The organism is Pseudomonas sp. B33.4 (genome assembly GCF_034555375.1).
GTDB lineage: Bacteria > Pseudomonadota > Gammaproteobacteria > Pseudomonadales > Pseudomonadaceae > Aquipseudomonas.
Genome location: NZ_CP140706.1, coordinates 5646042 through 5662288 on the forward strand (window position 1 = coordinate 5646042; position 16247 = coordinate 5662288).

At 59.7% G+C, this 16247-nt stretch carries 11 protein-coding genes; 8 read left to right on the forward strand and 3 right to left on the reverse strand.

Annotated features, from left to right (window positions below; genetic code table 11):
• Positions 1-21: 21 nt before the first annotated feature.
• The 3 genes from U6037_RS24965 to U6037_RS24975 all read left to right on the forward strand — a co-directional run bounded on the left by U6037_RS24965 (position 22) and on the right by U6037_RS24975 (position 3011).
• Positions 22-1875 carry a DUF4105 domain-containing protein gene (locus U6037_RS24965; protein WP_322844866.1) on the forward strand — a complete coding sequence of 618 codons (1854 nt, stop codon included), beginning with the start codon at positions 22-24 and terminating at the stop codon, positions 1873-1875.
• Between the two features lie 214 nt (positions 1876-2089).
• Positions 2090-2446: a hypothetical protein gene (locus U6037_RS24970; RefSeq protein ID WP_322844867.1), complete on the forward strand. Its 357-nt coding sequence runs from the start codon at positions 2090-2092 to the stop codon at positions 2444-2446.
• 70 nt (positions 2447-2516) lie between these two features.
• On the forward strand, positions 2517-3011 hold the full coding sequence (locus U6037_RS24975; RefSeq protein ID WP_322844868.1) for a GreA/GreB family elongation factor: 495 nt from the start codon (positions 2517-2519) through the stop codon (positions 3009-3011).
• Here U6037_RS24975 and gdhA read toward each other — a convergent pair.
• Complete coding sequence (gdhA, locus tag U6037_RS24980) at positions 3008-4345, reverse strand: NADP-specific glutamate dehydrogenase (RefSeq protein ID WP_322844869.1); 1338 nt, start codon at positions 4343-4345, stop codon at positions 3008-3010. The two genes, U6037_RS24975 and gdhA, sit on opposite strands and share 4 nt — an antisense overlap.
• Positions 4346-4717: 372 nt before the next feature.
• On the reverse strand, positions 4718-6382 hold the full coding sequence (gene ettA / locus U6037_RS24985) for an energy-dependent translational throttle protein EttA (protein WP_093434780.1): 1665 nt from the start codon (positions 6380-6382) through the stop codon (positions 4718-4720).
• Between the two features lie 285 nt (positions 6383-6667).
• Here ettA and morA point away from each other — a divergent pair, with 285 nt between their 5' ends.
• From morA to U6037_RS25010, 5 genes are all read left to right on the forward strand, one after another.
• Complete coding sequence (gene morA, locus U6037_RS24990; RefSeq protein WP_322844870.1) at positions 6668-10516, forward strand: cyclic di-GMP receptor MorA; 3849 nt, start codon at positions 6668-6670, stop codon at positions 10514-10516.
• 240 nt (positions 10517-10756) lie between these two features.
• Positions 10757-12010 (forward strand): serine hydroxymethyltransferase, encoded by a 1254-nt coding sequence (gene glyA / locus U6037_RS24995; RefSeq protein WP_007909785.1) that lies wholly within the window; start codon positions 10757-10759, stop codon positions 12008-12010.
• 332 nt (positions 12011-12342) lie between these two features.
• Positions 12343-13656 carry a C4-dicarboxylate transporter DctA gene (locus U6037_RS25000; protein WP_277759365.1) on the forward strand — a complete coding sequence of 438 codons (1314 nt, stop codon included), beginning with the start codon at positions 12343-12345 and terminating at the stop codon, positions 13654-13656.
• 83 nt (positions 13657-13739) lie between these two features.
• A complete protein-coding gene (locus U6037_RS25005; protein ID WP_150751711.1) occupies positions 13740-14444 on the forward strand; it encodes a FadR/GntR family transcriptional regulator in 705 nt (234 codons plus the stop codon).
• Positions 14445-14463: 19 nt separating this feature from the next.
• Positions 14464-15174, forward strand: coding sequence for a GntR family transcriptional regulator (locus U6037_RS25010; RefSeq protein ID WP_322844871.1), 711 nt, complete (start codon positions 14464-14466; stop codon positions 15172-15174).
• Between the two features lie 98 nt (positions 15175-15272).
• Here U6037_RS25010 and yjiA read toward each other — a convergent pair whose 3' ends face one another.
• Positions 15273-16244: a GTPase gene (gene yjiA / locus U6037_RS25015; protein WP_322844872.1), complete on the reverse strand. Its 972-nt coding sequence runs from the start codon at positions 16242-16244 to the stop codon at positions 15273-15275.
• Positions 16245-16247 lie beyond the last annotated feature (3 nt).

Sequence of the window (16247 nt, forward strand, 5' to 3'; positions counted from 1 at the left end):
TTCCTGTTCAAGTTGCCGACTATGCTCAAACGCCTTGCCTGGCTGGCGCTCTGTGTCTGCGCCCCGCTGTCCGCCGCGCCAACCATCGACCCTCAACGTTTGCAGCAACTGGCCAACGACCGCTTCTGGATTTCCCTCGGTCACTACGAAACCGCCAAACTCGGCGGCTGGCGCAGCTATGTCAGTGACAAGAAACTCTTTCTGGCGCCCGATGGCAACGATCATCCCGATCATGAACTGGCGGCCACCGTGCAAGCGCTGTATGCCCCGGCCAGCCTCGGCGAGCAACATGCGCAATGCGTCTACCCGGCCCGCACTCGCTGGCTGAAAGCGCAGCTGAATCTCACCGATCTGCCGACGCCCGAGTGCGCCGAGTACAAAAAATGGTTCAAGGACGTCTCGCCGCACAGCGCGGTGATGATCTTCCCGGCGGCGTACTTGAACAGTCCGTCATCGATGTTCGGCCACACCCTGTTGCGCATCGATCAGGCCGACGTGCAGGCCGACAAGACATCGCTGCTCAGTTACGCGATCAACTTCGGCGCCTACATCGAAGGTTCGGACAACAGCATTCTCTACGCCTGGAAAGGCTTGATGGGCGGTTATCCGGGCCTGTTCGCACTGGTGCCGTATCAGGAGAAACTTTCCGAATACCGCAGCCTGGAAAACCGCGATCTGTGGGAATACCGACTGAATCTGACCCAGGAAGAAACCGCGCGCATGGTCGAGCATGTGTGGGAGTTGAAACAGATCCAGTTCGACTACTTTTTCTTCGATGAAAACTGCTCGTATCGCTTGCTTGAGTTACTGCAGGTCGCACGGCCGAGCTTGCGCCTGACCGAGCAATTCCCGCTGACCGCGATTCCTACTGACACCGTCAAAGCGGTGAAGGAAGCCGGGCTGGTGGAAAGTATCGAATACCGGCCATCCCGCGAGCGTGAATTGCTCAGCCGTGCCGAGCCGCTCAGTGATGAAGAACAGCAATGGGTGCTGAAAGTCAGCGCCGATCAGCAAGTGCTGCAGGATTCAACCTTCAAAGCCCTGCCCCGCGACCGTCAGGCGCTGATCATCGACGCGGCGTATCGTCTGGAGCGCTACCGCGCCAACGGTCAGGAACGCGACCCGCAACGGGCGCAGCGCAGCTTTGAACTGCTGCGGGCGATCAACAAGAACCCCGCACCCGAGCTGGAAATTCCGCAACCGGGCCTGCCTGAAGACGGTCACGAATCACGCACCTGGCAGGCCGGTCTCGGCACTCGTGGTGATCGTGCGTTCGGCGAATACGGCTTGCGCATGGCTTATCACGACCTTAACGACAACGCCGAAAGCTTCCCGCTCGGCGCGCAGATCGAGATTCTGCAGATGAAGCTGCGTCAGTACGAGGGCAATCACTGGCAGTTCCAGCAACTGGATCTGGCGACGATTCGTTCGCTGACACCGCGCAATGAGCTGCTGCAGCCACTGTCATGGCAAGTCACTGGCGGTCTTGAGCGGGTACCGGGCAAGCATGATGACGAGACGCTGGTCAGCCATGTGAATGGTGGTGGTGGCGGCACTTGGGCGTTGGGTGACGATGTGCTGGGTTTTGCCCTCGGCACGGTGCGCGTTGAACACAACAATGACTTCGCTGAATTTGTTTCTCCGGCCGGCGGTTTCAATACCGGCGTGTTGTGGAAAAACCCGTTGGGCAATCTCAGTCTGGAGGCCAAGGGTGACTACTTCTTCAATGGCGAAGTGCGGCGCAGTTTGAGTCTGAATCAGCAGTGGGAGTTGTCACGCAACCTTGGTCTGCGCTTGAGTGCGCAGCGTGAGTTTAGCCACCTTGCCACGCCGGAAACGGAAGTCATGCTCGAAGTGAAGTGGTATCACTACTGATCCTGAACACATCCCCCTTGTAGGAGTGAGCCTGCTCGCGATAGCAATTCATCAGTCACTGTTGCGGTGACTGATACACCGCTATCGCGAGCAGGCTCACTCCTACAGGGGATTTGTGGCGCTCAACGAATTACTTACAGGCCTTTCACCAACGCCCGACAAATCCCCTTCTAGACTTTCTTCATGAGCCGGCCAACCGGCGCGGGAGAGTGCGATGTGGCGGTGTGCGGGTTTGCTGGGAGTTATGTTGTTGCTGAGTGGTTGCCAGACCACTCATGAAGATTTGATCGCCAAGGGTTATCCACCGGCCTTCGCCGACGGTTTCGACGATGGCTGCATCAGCGGTCGCCAGGCGGCCGGTTCGATCAGCGGCGAATTTCGCAAGAACGTGCCGCGCTATCTCAAAGACAAGCAATACGCCGAAGGCTGGACCGACGGCTTTCGCCAGTGTCAGGCAATGCTCGAAAACAAGGATCGCGACGACTACCGCAACGAACACTGGGACGAACGCGAGCGCGCCTGGCAGCAGCAGAAGGATCAGGACGCCGGACGGGCTTATCGCTCGCAATAGGTCGCTGCCAGACATCCAGTGAAACCAAATGCCTGCGAGCATGGCCCAAACCTCATACGAGGAGCACACCATGAGTCGCGCATTCGTCAACGAAGACAACGCCGCCGCGCAAGCCGATCAACCGGTCGAACGGCAGGTCAGCACGCAGCCCAATTACGTCACGCCGCAGGGGTTGGCGCAGTTGCAGGCAAAAGTCGCCGAACTGCAAACCTTGCACGCCGAACAATCGGCCAAAGGTGAGCAGGCCGACAAGCAACGCCTGGCGGACCTGGAACGGGATCTGCGTTACTTCAATCAACGCTTGAGCAGCGCACAAGTCGCGGTTGCCGCGACCTCCACCGACAAGGTGCAGATCGGCAGTCGGGTGACCTACGCCGACGAACACGACACCGAACGCCGGGTGCAATTGGTCGGCGAAGATCAGGCCGATGCCAGCAAAGGCCTGATCAATTGGGGCTCACCGCTGGGCCGCGCCCTGCTCGGTGCCCGACTCAACGACGAGGTGCTGTGGCAGCGCCCCGCCGGCGATCAATTGATTGAAGTGATCCGCATCGAACCGGCTTAAACCACACCTTGCGCCAGCATCGCGTCGGCAACTTTGACGAAGCCGGCAATGTTCGCGCCTTTGACGTAGTTGATCCGGCCGTTCTCTTCGCCGTAATGCACGCAAGCGTGATGGATCGACTGCATGATCGCGTGCAACTTGCTGTCCACCTCGCCCGCTGTCCACAGCAGGCGCATGGCGTTCTGCGACATCTCCAGACCGCTCACCGCCACGCCACCGGCGTTGGACGCCTTGCCCGGGGCAAACAGAATGCCGGCCTCGATAAAGATATCCACAGCCTCCAGCGTAGTCGGCATGTTCGCGCCTTCGGCCACGCACACACAGCCATTGCGCAACAACGCGTGTGCGGCTTCGGCGTCGAGTTCGTTCTGCGTGGCGCACGGCAGCGCGATGTCGCACGGCAGTGACCACGGCAATTGCCCGGCGCGGAATTCCAGACCGAACGCTGTCGCCAGTTCACTGATGCGTCCGCGTTTGACGTTTTTCAGCTCCAGCAACGCCAGCCATTGCTCTTCGCTCAAGCCCGCTTCGCAGTACAGCGTGCCTTCGGAGTCGGACAGCGAAATCACCTTGCCGCCCAAATCCATGACTTTGCGCGCGGCGTATTGCGCAACGTTACCGGAGCCGGAAATCGCCACGCGCTTGCCTTCAACGGTCTGCTCGCGACGCTTGAGCATTTCTTCGGCGAAGTACACGCAGCCGAAACCGGTGGCTTCCGGACGAATCAGGCTGCCGCCGTAGGTCATGCCTTTGCCGGTCAAAACGCTGGTGAACTGGTTGCTCAGGCGTTTGTACTGGCCGAAGAGGAAACCGATCTCGCGCGCACCGACACCGATGTCACCGGCCGGCACGTCAACGTCGGCACCGATGTGGCGATACAACTCGCTCATGAACGCCTGGCAGAAGCGCATGACTTCGGCGTCGCTCTTGCCCTTCGGATCGAAGTCGGAACCGCCCTTGCCACCACCCATGGGCAGCGAGGTCAGGGAATTCTTGAAGGTCTGTTCGAAGGCGAGGAATTTCAGCACGCCCAGGTTGACCGACGGGTGAAAGCGCAAGCCACCCTTGTACGGACCGATGGCGCTGTTCATCTGGATGCGGAAACCGCGATTGACCTGAACCTTGCCCTGATCGTCGACCCACGACACGCGGAACACCACCGCGCGCTCCGGTTCGCAAATGCGCTCCAGAATTCCCGAGGTCAGGTAATGCGGATTGGCTTCGAGAAACGGCCACAGACTGCGCAGGACTTCTTCAACGGCCTGGTGGAATTCGGGTTGATCCGGGTCGCGTTTTTTCAGGCGGGCAAGGAAGGATTCGACGGATTCGATCATGGCAAAAGTCTCGGCAAATTTATTGTCGTTGGAGGAGATTGGGCCGGACTGTAACAAACGAATTGCGCACTGGAACAGAGCAAAATGTCGCAGTTATGAAATTAAATGGTGCACAGGATATAAATCAGGCTGGTTTTTGGCGCCAATTTGCACCTGAATGGGGAGATCAAACTTGATTGATGCACCAACAGTTACACCGCTATCGCTGGCAAGCCAGCTCCCACAGTTTTAGCGGCGCTCACACAATCCGGACATAACACAATCCCTGTGGGAGCTGGCTTGCCAGCGATGAATCCACCTCGGTTCTCCTGAAAAAAACCGGGCAAAAAAAACGGAGCCCGAAGGCTCCGCTCTTTATGCAACCAACCCGAATCAGGCCAGTTTCTTGTGACGTACCCGGTGTGGCTGGGCAGCCGCTTCGCCGAGGCGTTTCTTGCGATCCGCTTCGTACTCGGTGTAGTTACCTTCAAAGAAGATCGCTTGCGAATCGTCTTCGTACGCCAGGATGTGGGTCGCAACGCGGTCAAGGAACCACCGATCGTGAGAGATCACAATCGCAGCGCCCGGGAAGTCCAGCAGGGCTTCTTCCAGGGAACGCAAGGTTTCAACGTCGAGGTCGTTGGACGGTTCGTCGAGCAGCAGGACGTTACCGCCCTCCTTCAGGGTCAGCGCCAGGTGCAGACGACCGCGTTCACCACCGGAGAGGTCCTTGACGAACTTCTGCTGATCGCCGCCCTTGAAGTTGAAGCGACCGACGTAAGTACGCGATGGGATCTCGTAGTTGCCGATGCGGATCTGATCGGAACCGTCGGAGATCTGCTGGAACACAGTCTTGCTGCCATCGAGGTCATCGCGGCTCTGATCGACGCAGGCCAGTTGCACGGTTTCGCCGACTTCGATGCTGCCCGAATCCGGTTGTTCCTTGCCCATCAGCATGCGGAACAGGGTCGATTTACCGGCGCCGTTACCGCCGATTACGCCGACAATGGCGCCTTTGGGCATCGAGAACGACAGGTTGTCGATCAGCACGCGATCGCCGTAGCCCTTGGTGACGTTCTTGAATTCGATGACCTTGTCGCCCAGACGTGGACCGGCCGGGATGTAGATCTCGTTGGTTTCGCTGCGCTTCTGGAATTCCTGCGATTGCATTTCTTCGAAGCGTTGCAGACGTGCCTTGGATTTCGACTGGCGGGCTTTCGCGCCTTTGCGCACCCACTCCAGTTCTTCTTTCATGGCTTTTTCGTGCGCCGACTGCTGCTTGGATTCGGCCGCCAGACGATCGGACTTGGCTTCAAGCCAACCCGAGTAGTTGCCTTCGTACGGGATGCCCGCGCCGCGGTCGAGTTCGAGAATCCATCCGGCGACGTTGTCGAGGAAGTAACGGTCGTGCGTGATCGCTACCACGGTGCCCGGGAAGTCGTGCAGGAAGTGCTCCAGCCACGCAACCGAATCGGCGTCCAAGTGGTTGGTTGGTTCGTCGAGCAGCAGCATGTCCGGAGCGGACAGCAGCAGACGGCACAGGGCCACACGACGCTTTTCACCACCTGACAGGTGTTCTACTTTCGCGTCCCACGCCGGCAGACGCAGCGCATCGGCGGCGACTTCCAGTTGGCGCTCAAGGTTATGACCGTCGCTGGCCTGCAGGATCGCTTCAAGCTTGGCTTGCTCGGCAGCCAGTTTGTCGAAGTCTGCATCCGGATCGGCGTAAGCGGCGTAGACCTCGTCCAGACGCGCTTGCGCATCCTTGATCACGCTGACCGCTTCCTCGACCACTTCACGCACGGTCTTGGTCGGATCAAGTTGCGGCTCTTGCGGCAGATAACCGATGTTGAGGTCCGGCATCGGACGGGCTTCGCCCTCGAACTCGGTGTCGACGCCAGCCATGATTTTCAGCAGCGTGGACTTACCCGAACCGTTGAGGCCGAGTACGCCGATCTTGGCGCCGGGGAAGAAGGACAGCGAAATATTTTTGAGAATTTCCCGCTTCGGCGGAACAACTTTGCCCAGCCGATGCATGGTGAAGACGTATTGAGCCATGGAGAACCTTGGGTCAGTGACAGATGAATGATTGCAGCGCAGGCGATGCCCGGCCAGACCATGCGCGTCGTTCACTTGATGGTTATCAATGCGTGCGCGCTGAAAAAGTCTGAGTCTAGGAGCTGGAACGCTCCCGCGTAACCGGCAAAGCTACCTGATTGATGAAAGGCAGTCCAGCCGCGCGGGGCTGGCACTTCGCCACGACTCAAGGCATGCTAGCCGCCCTTTGGGCGTCCGGCTTATAGTGCACGTCGCGCCAGTCCAGGCAAACCGCAGGATTACAGCTTGTCCAATGTCACTCCGCCAGCTTCTGTGAGCAGCACCCCACCGGCGCCCGGCTCGTCCCTGCGCGGTACATTAAAGGGTGCGCTGGCGACGCTCGTGCTTTTGTTGCTGGCGCTGTTGTTCTGGCAACTGCTCGATCAACTGCGCGAAACCCAGAAAAACCAGCGTCAGTACACCATCGATTACACCGCCGACCTCGCCTCGCAGGTCAGCCTGAACATGGCGCTGAACGCGCAAATCGCCCTCAATCTGCTACCGATCGTCGAACAACCGCAATCAGCCGACGAACAGCAGGCGCTGCTGCGCAAGCTCCAGCAGTCGCTGCCCGATCTGCGCAGCATGGCGTTGCTCAGCCCTTCCGGGCGAATCATCAGCGACAGCGCCGTCGACAGCCACGACGCCGACTACCTCACTGAACTGGTCCGCCGCAGTCACGCCCAGGCGCATTATTTCAGCAATGCCGATGACGGCTCGGTGGTGCATCTGTTGTTGCATCAGGCCAGCGGCAGCACGCGCGGCTATTGGGCGTTGCGCCTTACCCCGACCTTCTTCGACTCACTGACCAAACAGGGTGACACCGGCCTGCGCCCACTGTGGCTGGTGGAAAACCGCATCAACCATCAGATCATCAGTCGCGACGAAGCACAGCCTTCGGCCAGGCCCGGCGTCTTGAGTCCGGACGACATGGCCAACACCGTACTGACTGTGCCGCTGAGCAGCAGCGATTGGCAGTTGCGCGGTCTGTTCGACCGCCAGCGCGTGCTCGAGGAATTGCTGCCGGCGTTTATCGGCAAATGCCTGCTGGGCCTGGCGTTCTCGATGCTGCCGGTGATCGCGCTGTTGAATATGCGTCGCCGTCAGCGCCAGTTGCATGAGGGGCGCCGACGCTATCAGGACATTTTCGAAGGCACCGGGGTCGCGCTGTGCGTGCTCGATCTGTCGGGTCTGAAGCAAGTCTTCGACAAGGCGCAGATCCAGACCAGCGATCAGCTCAAGGCCTGGCTCGACCAACCGCAGCAACGCCAACAGTTGCTGCAGGAACTGCGCGTCACCGAGGTCAACCAAGTGGCGCTGCAACTGCTCAACGTCAATTCCTGCGAGCACGCCTGGCAATTGCTGATCGACGGCCATCCGCACCGCCATTGCGCGATTGGCAATCAAGTACTCGACGCCGTGCTGCAGCAACAAAAACAGCTGGAACTGGAAATCAAACTGCCGGACATCAATGGCCGCGACCAGCACCTGTGGATGGTGTTGCGCCTGCCGACCGAGCAGCACGACTACAAAGCGGTGATCCTCAGCATCAACGACATCACCAGCCGCAAGCTGATCGAGTTGTCATTGCTTGAACGCGAAGGTTTCTGGTCGGACGTGGTGCGCACCGTGCCGGATCATCTGTATGTGCAGGACGTGATCAGCCAGCGGATGATTTTCAGCAACCACCACCTCGGCCAGACCCTGGGCTACAACCGCACCGAATTGCACCAGATGGGCGAGTATTTCTGGGAAATCCTTCTGCACCCGGAAGACGCCGATTACTACCATCGCTCGCGCCAGTTGCAGCGCCACGCCGGTTACAGCCAGTTGTTGCAATGCCAGTTGCGCTTCCGCCATCGCGACGGCAAATGGCGGCGTTTCGACATTCGCGAACAGGCCCTGGCGCGCGACAAGCACGATCAAGTCACGCGGATCATCGGCGTGGCCAAGGACATCACCGAGCAGATCGAAGCCAGCGAATCGCTGCGTGACAGCGAACAGCGCTACCGCATGCTCGCCGAAAGCATCAGCGACGTGATCTTCTCTACCGACAGCAAGCTCTCGTTGAACTACGTCAGCCCGTCGGTGCAAGCCGTGCTGGGTTACGACGCCGAGTGGATTTTCCAGAACGGCTGGCAATCGACCATCGCCAACCCGCAGCAACTGAGCGGCATCTACACACTGATGGACCGGGTCAGCAAGGCGCTGGACAACCCCGAACAACTGGCGATTTTGCGCCGTCAGGTACAGACGCAATTGTTCCTGTTCGACTGCCTGCGTGCCGATGGCCGCAAGATCCCGATCGAGCTGCGCCTGGTGCTGGTATGGGACGAACACGGCGCGTTCGAAGGCGTGCTCGGTGTCGGTCGCGACATCAGCCAGCAGCGCCGCGCCGAAAAAGACCTGCGCATGGCGGCGACAGTATTCGAGCATTCCACGTCGGCGATCCTGATCACCGACCCGGCCGGTTACATCGTTCAGGCCAACGAAGCCTTCAGTCGCGTCAGTGGCTACGCCGTGGGCGAAGTGCTCGACCAGTTACCGAACATGCTCACCGTTGACGAGCAACAGGACGCGCACTTGCGCTACGTGCTCAAGCAACTGCACGAGCACAACACGTGGGAAGGCGAAGTCTGGATGAAGCGCCGTAATGGCGAGCACTACCCGGCATGGGTCGGCATCACCGCGGTGCTCGACGACGAAGGCGACCTGGCCAGTTACGTGTGCTTCTTCAGCGACATCAGCGAACGCAAGGCCAGCGAGCAGCGGATTCACCGCCTCGCCTACTACGACGCCCTGACCCACTTGCCGAACCGCACGCTGTTCCAGGATCGCCTGCACACCGCGCTGCAATCGGCCGAGCGGCAGAAGTCGTGGGTGGTGCTGATGTTCCTTGACCTCGACCGCTTCAAACCGATCAACGACTCCCTCGGCCACGCCGCCGGCGACCGCATGTTGAAAGACATGGCCACGCGGCTACTGGCCTGCGTCGACGATGACGACACCGTGGCGCGCATGGGCGGCGACGAGTTCACGTTGCTGCTGCAACATCGCTCCAGCCGCGAACTGGCGCTGAACCGGGCGATTCATGTCGCCGAGCAGATCCTTGGCAGCCTGGTCCGGCCGTTCGTGCTGGAAGGCCGCGAGTTCTTCGTCACCGCCAGTATCGGCATCGCCCTGAGTCCACAGGACGGCAATGAACTCAGCCAGTTGATGAAGAACGCCGACACGGCGATGTACCACGCCAAGGAGCGCGGCAAGAACAACTTCCAGTTCTATCAGGCCGACATGAACGCGAGTGCGCTGGAGCGTCTGGAGCTGGAAAGCGACTTGCGCCACGCCCTGGAGCAGAACGAATTCGTCCTGTATTACCAGCCGCAGTTCAGCGGCGACGGCAAACGCCTGACCGGCGCCGAAGCGCTGTTGCGCTGGCGTCATCCGCGTCGCGGACTGGTGCCGCCGGGGGATTTCATTCCGGTGCTGGAAGAACTCGGTCTGGTGGTGGACGTAGGCGACTGGGTGATCAGCGAGGCTTGCCGCCAGTTGAAGACCTGGCACCAGAACCGCGTGCGTGTACCGAAGGTCTCGGTAAACATTTCCGCGCGGCAGTTCTCCGATGGCCAGCTCGGTACGCGGATCGCCACGATCCTGCGCGAAACCGGCCTGCCGCCGGCGTGCCTGGAACTGGAACTGACCGAAAGTATCCTGATGCGTGAAGTCAGCGAAGCGATGCAGATCCTCGCCGGGCTGAAAAACCTTGGCCTGAGCATCGCGGTCGACGACTTCGGCACCGGTTACTCGTCGCTGAACTACCTCAAGCAATTCCCGATCGACGTACTGAAAATCGACCGCACGTTTGTCGACGGTTTGCCGTCCGGTGAGCAGGACGCGCAGATTGCCCGGGCGATCATTGCCATGGCCCATAGCCTGAATCTGGCGGTGATCGCCGAAGGCGTGGAAACCCATGAGCAACTGGACTTCCTGCGTGAGCATGGCTGCGACGAGGTTCAGGGGTATCTGTTCGGGCGGCCGATGCCGGCGGGGCGGTTCGAGGCGCAGTTCAGTAACGATGCGCTGTTCATGTTTGACTGAAGATCGGCGGCGCCGCCATCGCTGGCAAGCCAGCTCCCACAGGGACTTGCTGTGGATCAATATTCTCGGGCTGAAACACAGACATTGTGGGAGCTGGCTTGCCAGCGATGGGGCCTTCAAAAGCACCGCACATCTGTCATGAACGCCACTTGTCTGCGACATGATGTCGTTTCATATGCCATCCAAAACCCATTGGGTTAGAATGCCCCCCTTTTCTGCCCCCGATCCTTGAGGACCGCCATGTTCAGCCGTGATTTGACTATTGCCAAGTACGACGCCGACCTTTTTGCCGCCATGGAGCAAGAAGCTCAGCGCCAGGAAGAACACATTGAGCTGATCGCTTCGGAAAACTACACCAGCCCAGCGGTGATGGAAGCTCAAGGCTCGGTCCTGACCAACAAGTACGCTGAAGGCTACCCAGGCAAGCGTTACTACGGTGGTTGCGAGTACGTCGACATCGTTGAACAACTGGCCATCGACCGCGCCAAAGAGCTGTTCGGCGCCGATTACGCCAACGTTCAGCCGCACGCCGGTTCGCAAGCCAACGCCGCCGTTTACCTGGCCCTGCTGCAAGGTGGCGACACCATTCTGGGCATGAGCCTGGCCCACGGTGGTCACCTGACCCACGGCGCCAGCGTTTCCTCCTCCGGCAAGCTGTACAACGCCGTTCAATACGGTATCGATGCCAACGGCCTGATCGACTACGACGAAGTCGAGCGTCTGGCGGTTGAGCACAAGCCGAAAATGATCGTGGCCGGTTTCTCTGCGTATTCGCAGATTCTCGACTTCCCACGCTTCCGCGCAATCGCTGACAAAGTCGGTGCTTACCTGTTCGTCGACATGGCTCACGTAGCCGGTCTGGTTGCCGCTGGTGTTTACCCGAACCCGGTGCCTTTCGCTGACGTCGTGACCACCACCACGCACAAGACCCTGCGCGGTCCACGTGGCGGCCTGATCCTGGCTCGCGCCAACGCCGACATCGAGAAGAAGCTGAACTCCGCGGTATTCCCCGGCGCCCAGGGTGGCCCGCTGGAGCACGTGATCGCTGCCAAGGCAATCTGCTTCAAGGAAGCACTGCAGCCAGAGTTCAAGGCCTACCAGGAACAAGTGGTGCTGAACGCCCAGGCCATGGCCGAAGTGTTCATCGAGCGCGGTTTCGATGTGGTTTCCGGTGGCACCAAGAACCACCTGTTCCTGCTGTCGCTGATCAAGCAGGACATCTCCGGTAAAGACGCTGACGCCGCTCTAGGCAAAGCGTTCATCACCGTGAACAAGAACTCCGTGCCAAACGATCCACGCTCGCCGTTCGTCACTTCCGGCCTGCGCTTCGGTACTCCGGCTGTGACCACTCGCGGCTTCAAGCAAGCCGAGTGCAAAGAGCTGGCCGGCTGGATCTGCGACATCCTGGCTGACCTGAACAACGAAGCGGTGATCGACGCCGTTCGTGAGAAAGTCAAAGCCATCTGCAAGAAACTGCCGGTGTACGGCGCTTGATGCGACGTTAAACCCGCAGCATGAAAAACCGGCCAAGTGATTGGCCGGTTTTTTTTCGCCCCTGATTTCCCGTGTAGGAGCTGCCGCAGGCTGCGATCTTTTGATCTGGATCTTAAAAACAAGATCAAAGGATCGCAGCCTTCGGCAGCTCCTACGCGGCTATGGCCGCCGGTCAGACCGGTCATGCCAATTTTGCTGTTTTCACTTGTCATCCCGAAAAAACCGAGCGTAGACTGCACCCGCACTGGACATACCGGTAAGACCACAATAATTAAGTCCTGAATCTGAGCGTGCATGCGCCAGCAGCCAGGACACCGACCAGGATTCCTCCCATGCTCAGATGGTGCTCGCGTTCAATCTTCCTCCAAGTAGTTCTCGGACTGATGCTCGGCATCGTCTGCGGGCTGACCCTTCCTGAATACTCGGCCCAGCTCAAACCGCTCGGCGACGGTTTCATCAAACTGATCAAGATGCTCATCGGCCTCATCGTGTTCTGCGTGGTGGTCAGCGGCATCAGCGGCGCAGGCGACCTGAAGAAGGTCGGGCGCATCGGCCTCAAATCGGTGATCTACTTCGAAGTGTTGACCACCATCGCGCTGGTGATCGGCCTGGTGTTCGCCTTCAGCACCGGCATCGGCAGCGGCGCGAACATCCATTTGGAGCAGCTGTCCGCCGCCGACATGGGCGATATCGCCGAACGCGGCCAGCACATGCACACCACCACGCAGTTCCTGATGGACCTGATACCGACTTCAGTGATCGGCGCCTTCGCCGACAACAACATCCTGCAGGTGCTGCTGTTCTCGGTGCTGTTCGGCAGCGCGTTGAATCTGGTCGGCGAAGCGGCTTCCGGAATCTCGCGACTGATCAACGAGCTGAGCCATGTGATCTTCCGGATCATGGGCATGATCGTGCGTCTGGCGCCGATCGGCGTGTTCGGCGCCATCGCGTTTACCACCAGCAAATATGGCCTGGATTCGCTGCAGCATCTGGGCAGTCTGGTCGGTTTGTTCTACCTGACCTGCATCGCTTTCGTCAGTGTGATTCTCGGGCTGGTGATGCGTGCCTCCGGCCTGCGCATGTGGCCGCTGCTCAAGTACCTGCGTGAAGAACTGTTGATCGTCATGGGTACGGCGTCGTCCGACGCGGTGCTGCCGCAGATCATGCGCAAACTCGAACACCTGGGCATCGGCAGCTCGACCGTGGGTCTGGTGATTCCCACCGGCTACTCGTTCAACCTCGACGGTTTCTCGATCTACCTGACCCTGGCCATCGTCTTCATCGCCAACGCCACCGGCACACCGCTGGCCATGACTGACCTGCTGACAATTCTGCTGGTATCGCTGATTACTTCCAAAGGTGCCCACGGCATTCCGGGTTCGGCGCTGGTGATTCTGGCGGCAACACTGACGGCAATTCCGGCGATCCCGGTGGTCGGTCTGGTGTTGGTGCTGGCGGTGGACTGGTTCATGGGCATCGGCCGGGCGCTGACCAACCTGATCGGCAACTGCGTCGCCACTGTGGCCATCGCGCGTTGGGAAAAGGACATCGACGTGCAGCGGGCGAACAAAGTACTCAGCGGCCAGCAGGGCTACACCTTTCAGCCGCGTAAACCAGCAACTCCGGCGCACCAGCAGGAGTTCTGATTTCAACCCTATCGGCGCTGCCGCAAATGGCGATCTCTTGATTTCGATTTGCGGCGCCCCTTTGGGCACATGGAGCAAGACAAGTGATCACTACATCAACCGTCGTCAACTCAGTCGTAGAAAAACTCCGTGCGGCGCTCGCCCGTGGCCAGTGGCGCTCCGGCGACATGCTGCCGGGCCAGCGCGAACTGGCCGAACAACTGGGCATCAGCCGCCCGAGCCTGCGCGAAGCGGTGATCGTCCTGGAAACCCTTGGTCTGGTGCGTTCGATGCCGGGCAAAGGCGTGGTCGTACTTGATGCGCATCTCAGCGACAGCCAGAGCCACGACAGCGCAGTCGCCGGCGCCAGCCTCGAAGACGTGCTGCAACTGCGTTACACCCTTGAACCCTTCATCGTCGGCCTGGTCGCGCAGTCGATCAGCAGCAAGGAAGTCGGCCAGTTGCGCCTGACCCTGATGGACATGCGCGAAGCCCTCGAGGCCGGCGACAGTGACGCCGGGGTCAGCGCCTACATCGCCTTTCACGAAGAATTGTTCACGCTCACCTCGAATCCGATCTTCCAGAGCGTGGTGCAGCAAACCAGCAACGCCCTCAAGCAAAGCGCCGAGGTGCTGCGCAATTCGCCAGAGCATCTGGCCGAGCGCCTGGAAGAAAACGAGGCCGTAGTGCGCGCGATCCGCAGCAAGAACAGCGCACAGGCCAGCGCCGAAATGCGCCGGCACATTCTGCGTGAAGGTCAGCGCATGGGCATTGAGCTGAATATTCCGGAAGACAACTTGAGTCGCTGATCCCCACAGGAGACAGGCCATGAACAGTTTCGCGTCACCCTCGCACGCCCAGCCGACCGCCGCGCCCCTGCCCTTTTCCCGGTTGCGGATGCCAGTGGAGGATCTTTATCCGCGACTGTTCGATGCGATTCTCGAACAGCGCATCAATCCCGACAGCCGCTTCACCGAAGACAGTCTGAAAGTGATGTTCTGTGTCAGCCGCGCCGATGTGCGGCGGGTGCTGAAGCAGTTGTCGCTTGAGCAAGTCATTGTGCTGCGCGCCAATCATCGGCCGCGTGTGGCAGCACCTGACCGGGAACAGACACGACAGGCTCTGCATGCGCGGCGGCTGGTCGAAAACACGTTGGTGCGTCTGGCGTGTCAGCGCCCGCAGGCTGAAGGGTTGAAACGCTTGCGCGGGTTGATCGAGCGCGAGCGTGAGGCCGTCGAGCAGGATCGGCGTGGCGCGGCGATTCGCTTGTCCGGGGAGTTTCATCTGCACTTGGCGCAGATGGCGGGGAATGTGCCGTTGGCGCATTTTCTTGGCAGTCTGGTGCCGTTGACGTCATTAGCGATTGCGCGAAGTGGGGGCCAGACGCACAGTTGTTGCGCATGGCAGGAGCATTTGGCGCTGGTTGAGGCGGTCGAGCGTGGCGATGCTTCCAAGGCTGGCATGCTGATGAATCAGCATCTGGATCATCTTGAGCAGACGCTGCTGGGTTCAGACCTTGAGCATTGTGTTGCAGGTTAGATTGCTATCGCGAGCAGGCTCACTCCTACATTTGAAACCCGTTCCCCTGTAGGAGTGAGCCTGCTCGCGATGGCGTCATCATTGAAACTACAAACCCATCAGACAGAAGCCACTCTGGCAAACCCCGCCCGAATCTTCTCTTCCGGCAAATCATCAGCAATAAACACAATCACACTCTCCCGCGCCTCACCCTCGGCCCACTCGGTGTCCCAGTCGAAACCATAGAGTTTCAGCACGCCCTGAAACACCAAACGCCGATCCTCACCGGCAATGTTCAGCACGCCCTTGTAACGCAGCAATTGCTTGCCGTGTTCTTCCAGCAGCTCATTCATGAACTCACTGAGCTGATCGATATCCAGCGGCTGATCGGTGCGCAGCACCAGACTGGAAATGCGATCAATCGATGGCGCCTTGCTCACCGGACGCAGGCTCAAGCCGCCGCCAAGATCGGCGTTGAGGTTGAAGCCGCGCACATCCAGCAGTTCGGCCAGATCGATGTTGCCATGCTCGACCACACGGATCGGCGCACGGCGATTGATCCGCGTCAGGCGTTCGCTTAGCGCGTTGAACGTGGCCTCGTCGACCAGATCGGTCTTGCTCACCAGCAGACGATCGGCAAAACCGATCTGCGCCTGAGCGATGGTCTGGGTCAGGTGCACGTCCGCGTGCGCGGCATCTACCAGGGTAATGATGCCGTCGAGCAGGTAACGCTCACGCAGTTCTTCGTCGATGAAAAAGGTCTGCGCTACGGGTGCAGGATCGGCCAGACCAGTGCATTCGATCACCAAGCGATCAAACGCGATCTCGCCGCTGTCCAGGCGTTCGAGTAACAGATAAAGCGCTTTGGTCAGATCGGTGTGGATGGTGCAGCAGACACAGCCGTTGGCCAGAGTCATGACTTGCACCGGCTCATCACCCAGCAACTGCGTGTCGATGCCGGCGTCGCTGAATTCGTTTTCGATCACGGCGATTTTCAGGCCGTGCTCGGCTTTCAGAATATGGCGCAGCAAAGTGGTCTTGCCGGCGCCGAGGAAACCGCTGAGTACCGTTACAGGTATGGGAGAAGACAAAAC

Coding starts and splice junctions, on each gene's coding strand:
- U6037_RS25000 (WP_277759365.1), top strand. CDS start 12,343: ATGCTCAGATGGTGCTCGCGTTCAATCTTCCTCCAAGTAGTTCTCGGA.
- U6037_RS24965 (WP_322844866.1), top strand. CDS start 22: ATGCTCAAACGCCTTGCCTGGCTGGCGCTCTGTGTCTGCGCCCCGCTG.
- glyA (WP_007909785.1), top strand. CDS start 10,757: ATGTTCAGCCGTGATTTGACTATTGCCAAGTACGACGCCGACCTTTTT.
- U6037_RS24975 (WP_322844868.1), top strand. CDS start 2,517: ATGAGTCGCGCATTCGTCAACGAAGACAACGCCGCCGCGCAAGCCGAT.
- U6037_RS25010 (WP_322844871.1), top strand. CDS start 14,464: ATGAACAGTTTCGCGTCACCCTCGCACGCCCAGCCGACCGCCGCGCCC.
- ettA (WP_093434780.1), bottom strand. CDS start 6,382: ATGGCTCAATACGTCTTCACCATGCATCGGCTGGGCAAAGTTGTTCCG.
- U6037_RS24970 (WP_322844867.1), top strand. CDS start 2,090: ATGTGGCGGTGTGCGGGTTTGCTGGGAGTTATGTTGTTGCTGAGTGGT.
- gdhA (WP_322844869.1), bottom strand. CDS start 4,345: ATGATCGAATCCGTCGAATCCTTCCTTGCCCGCCTGAAAAAACGCGAC.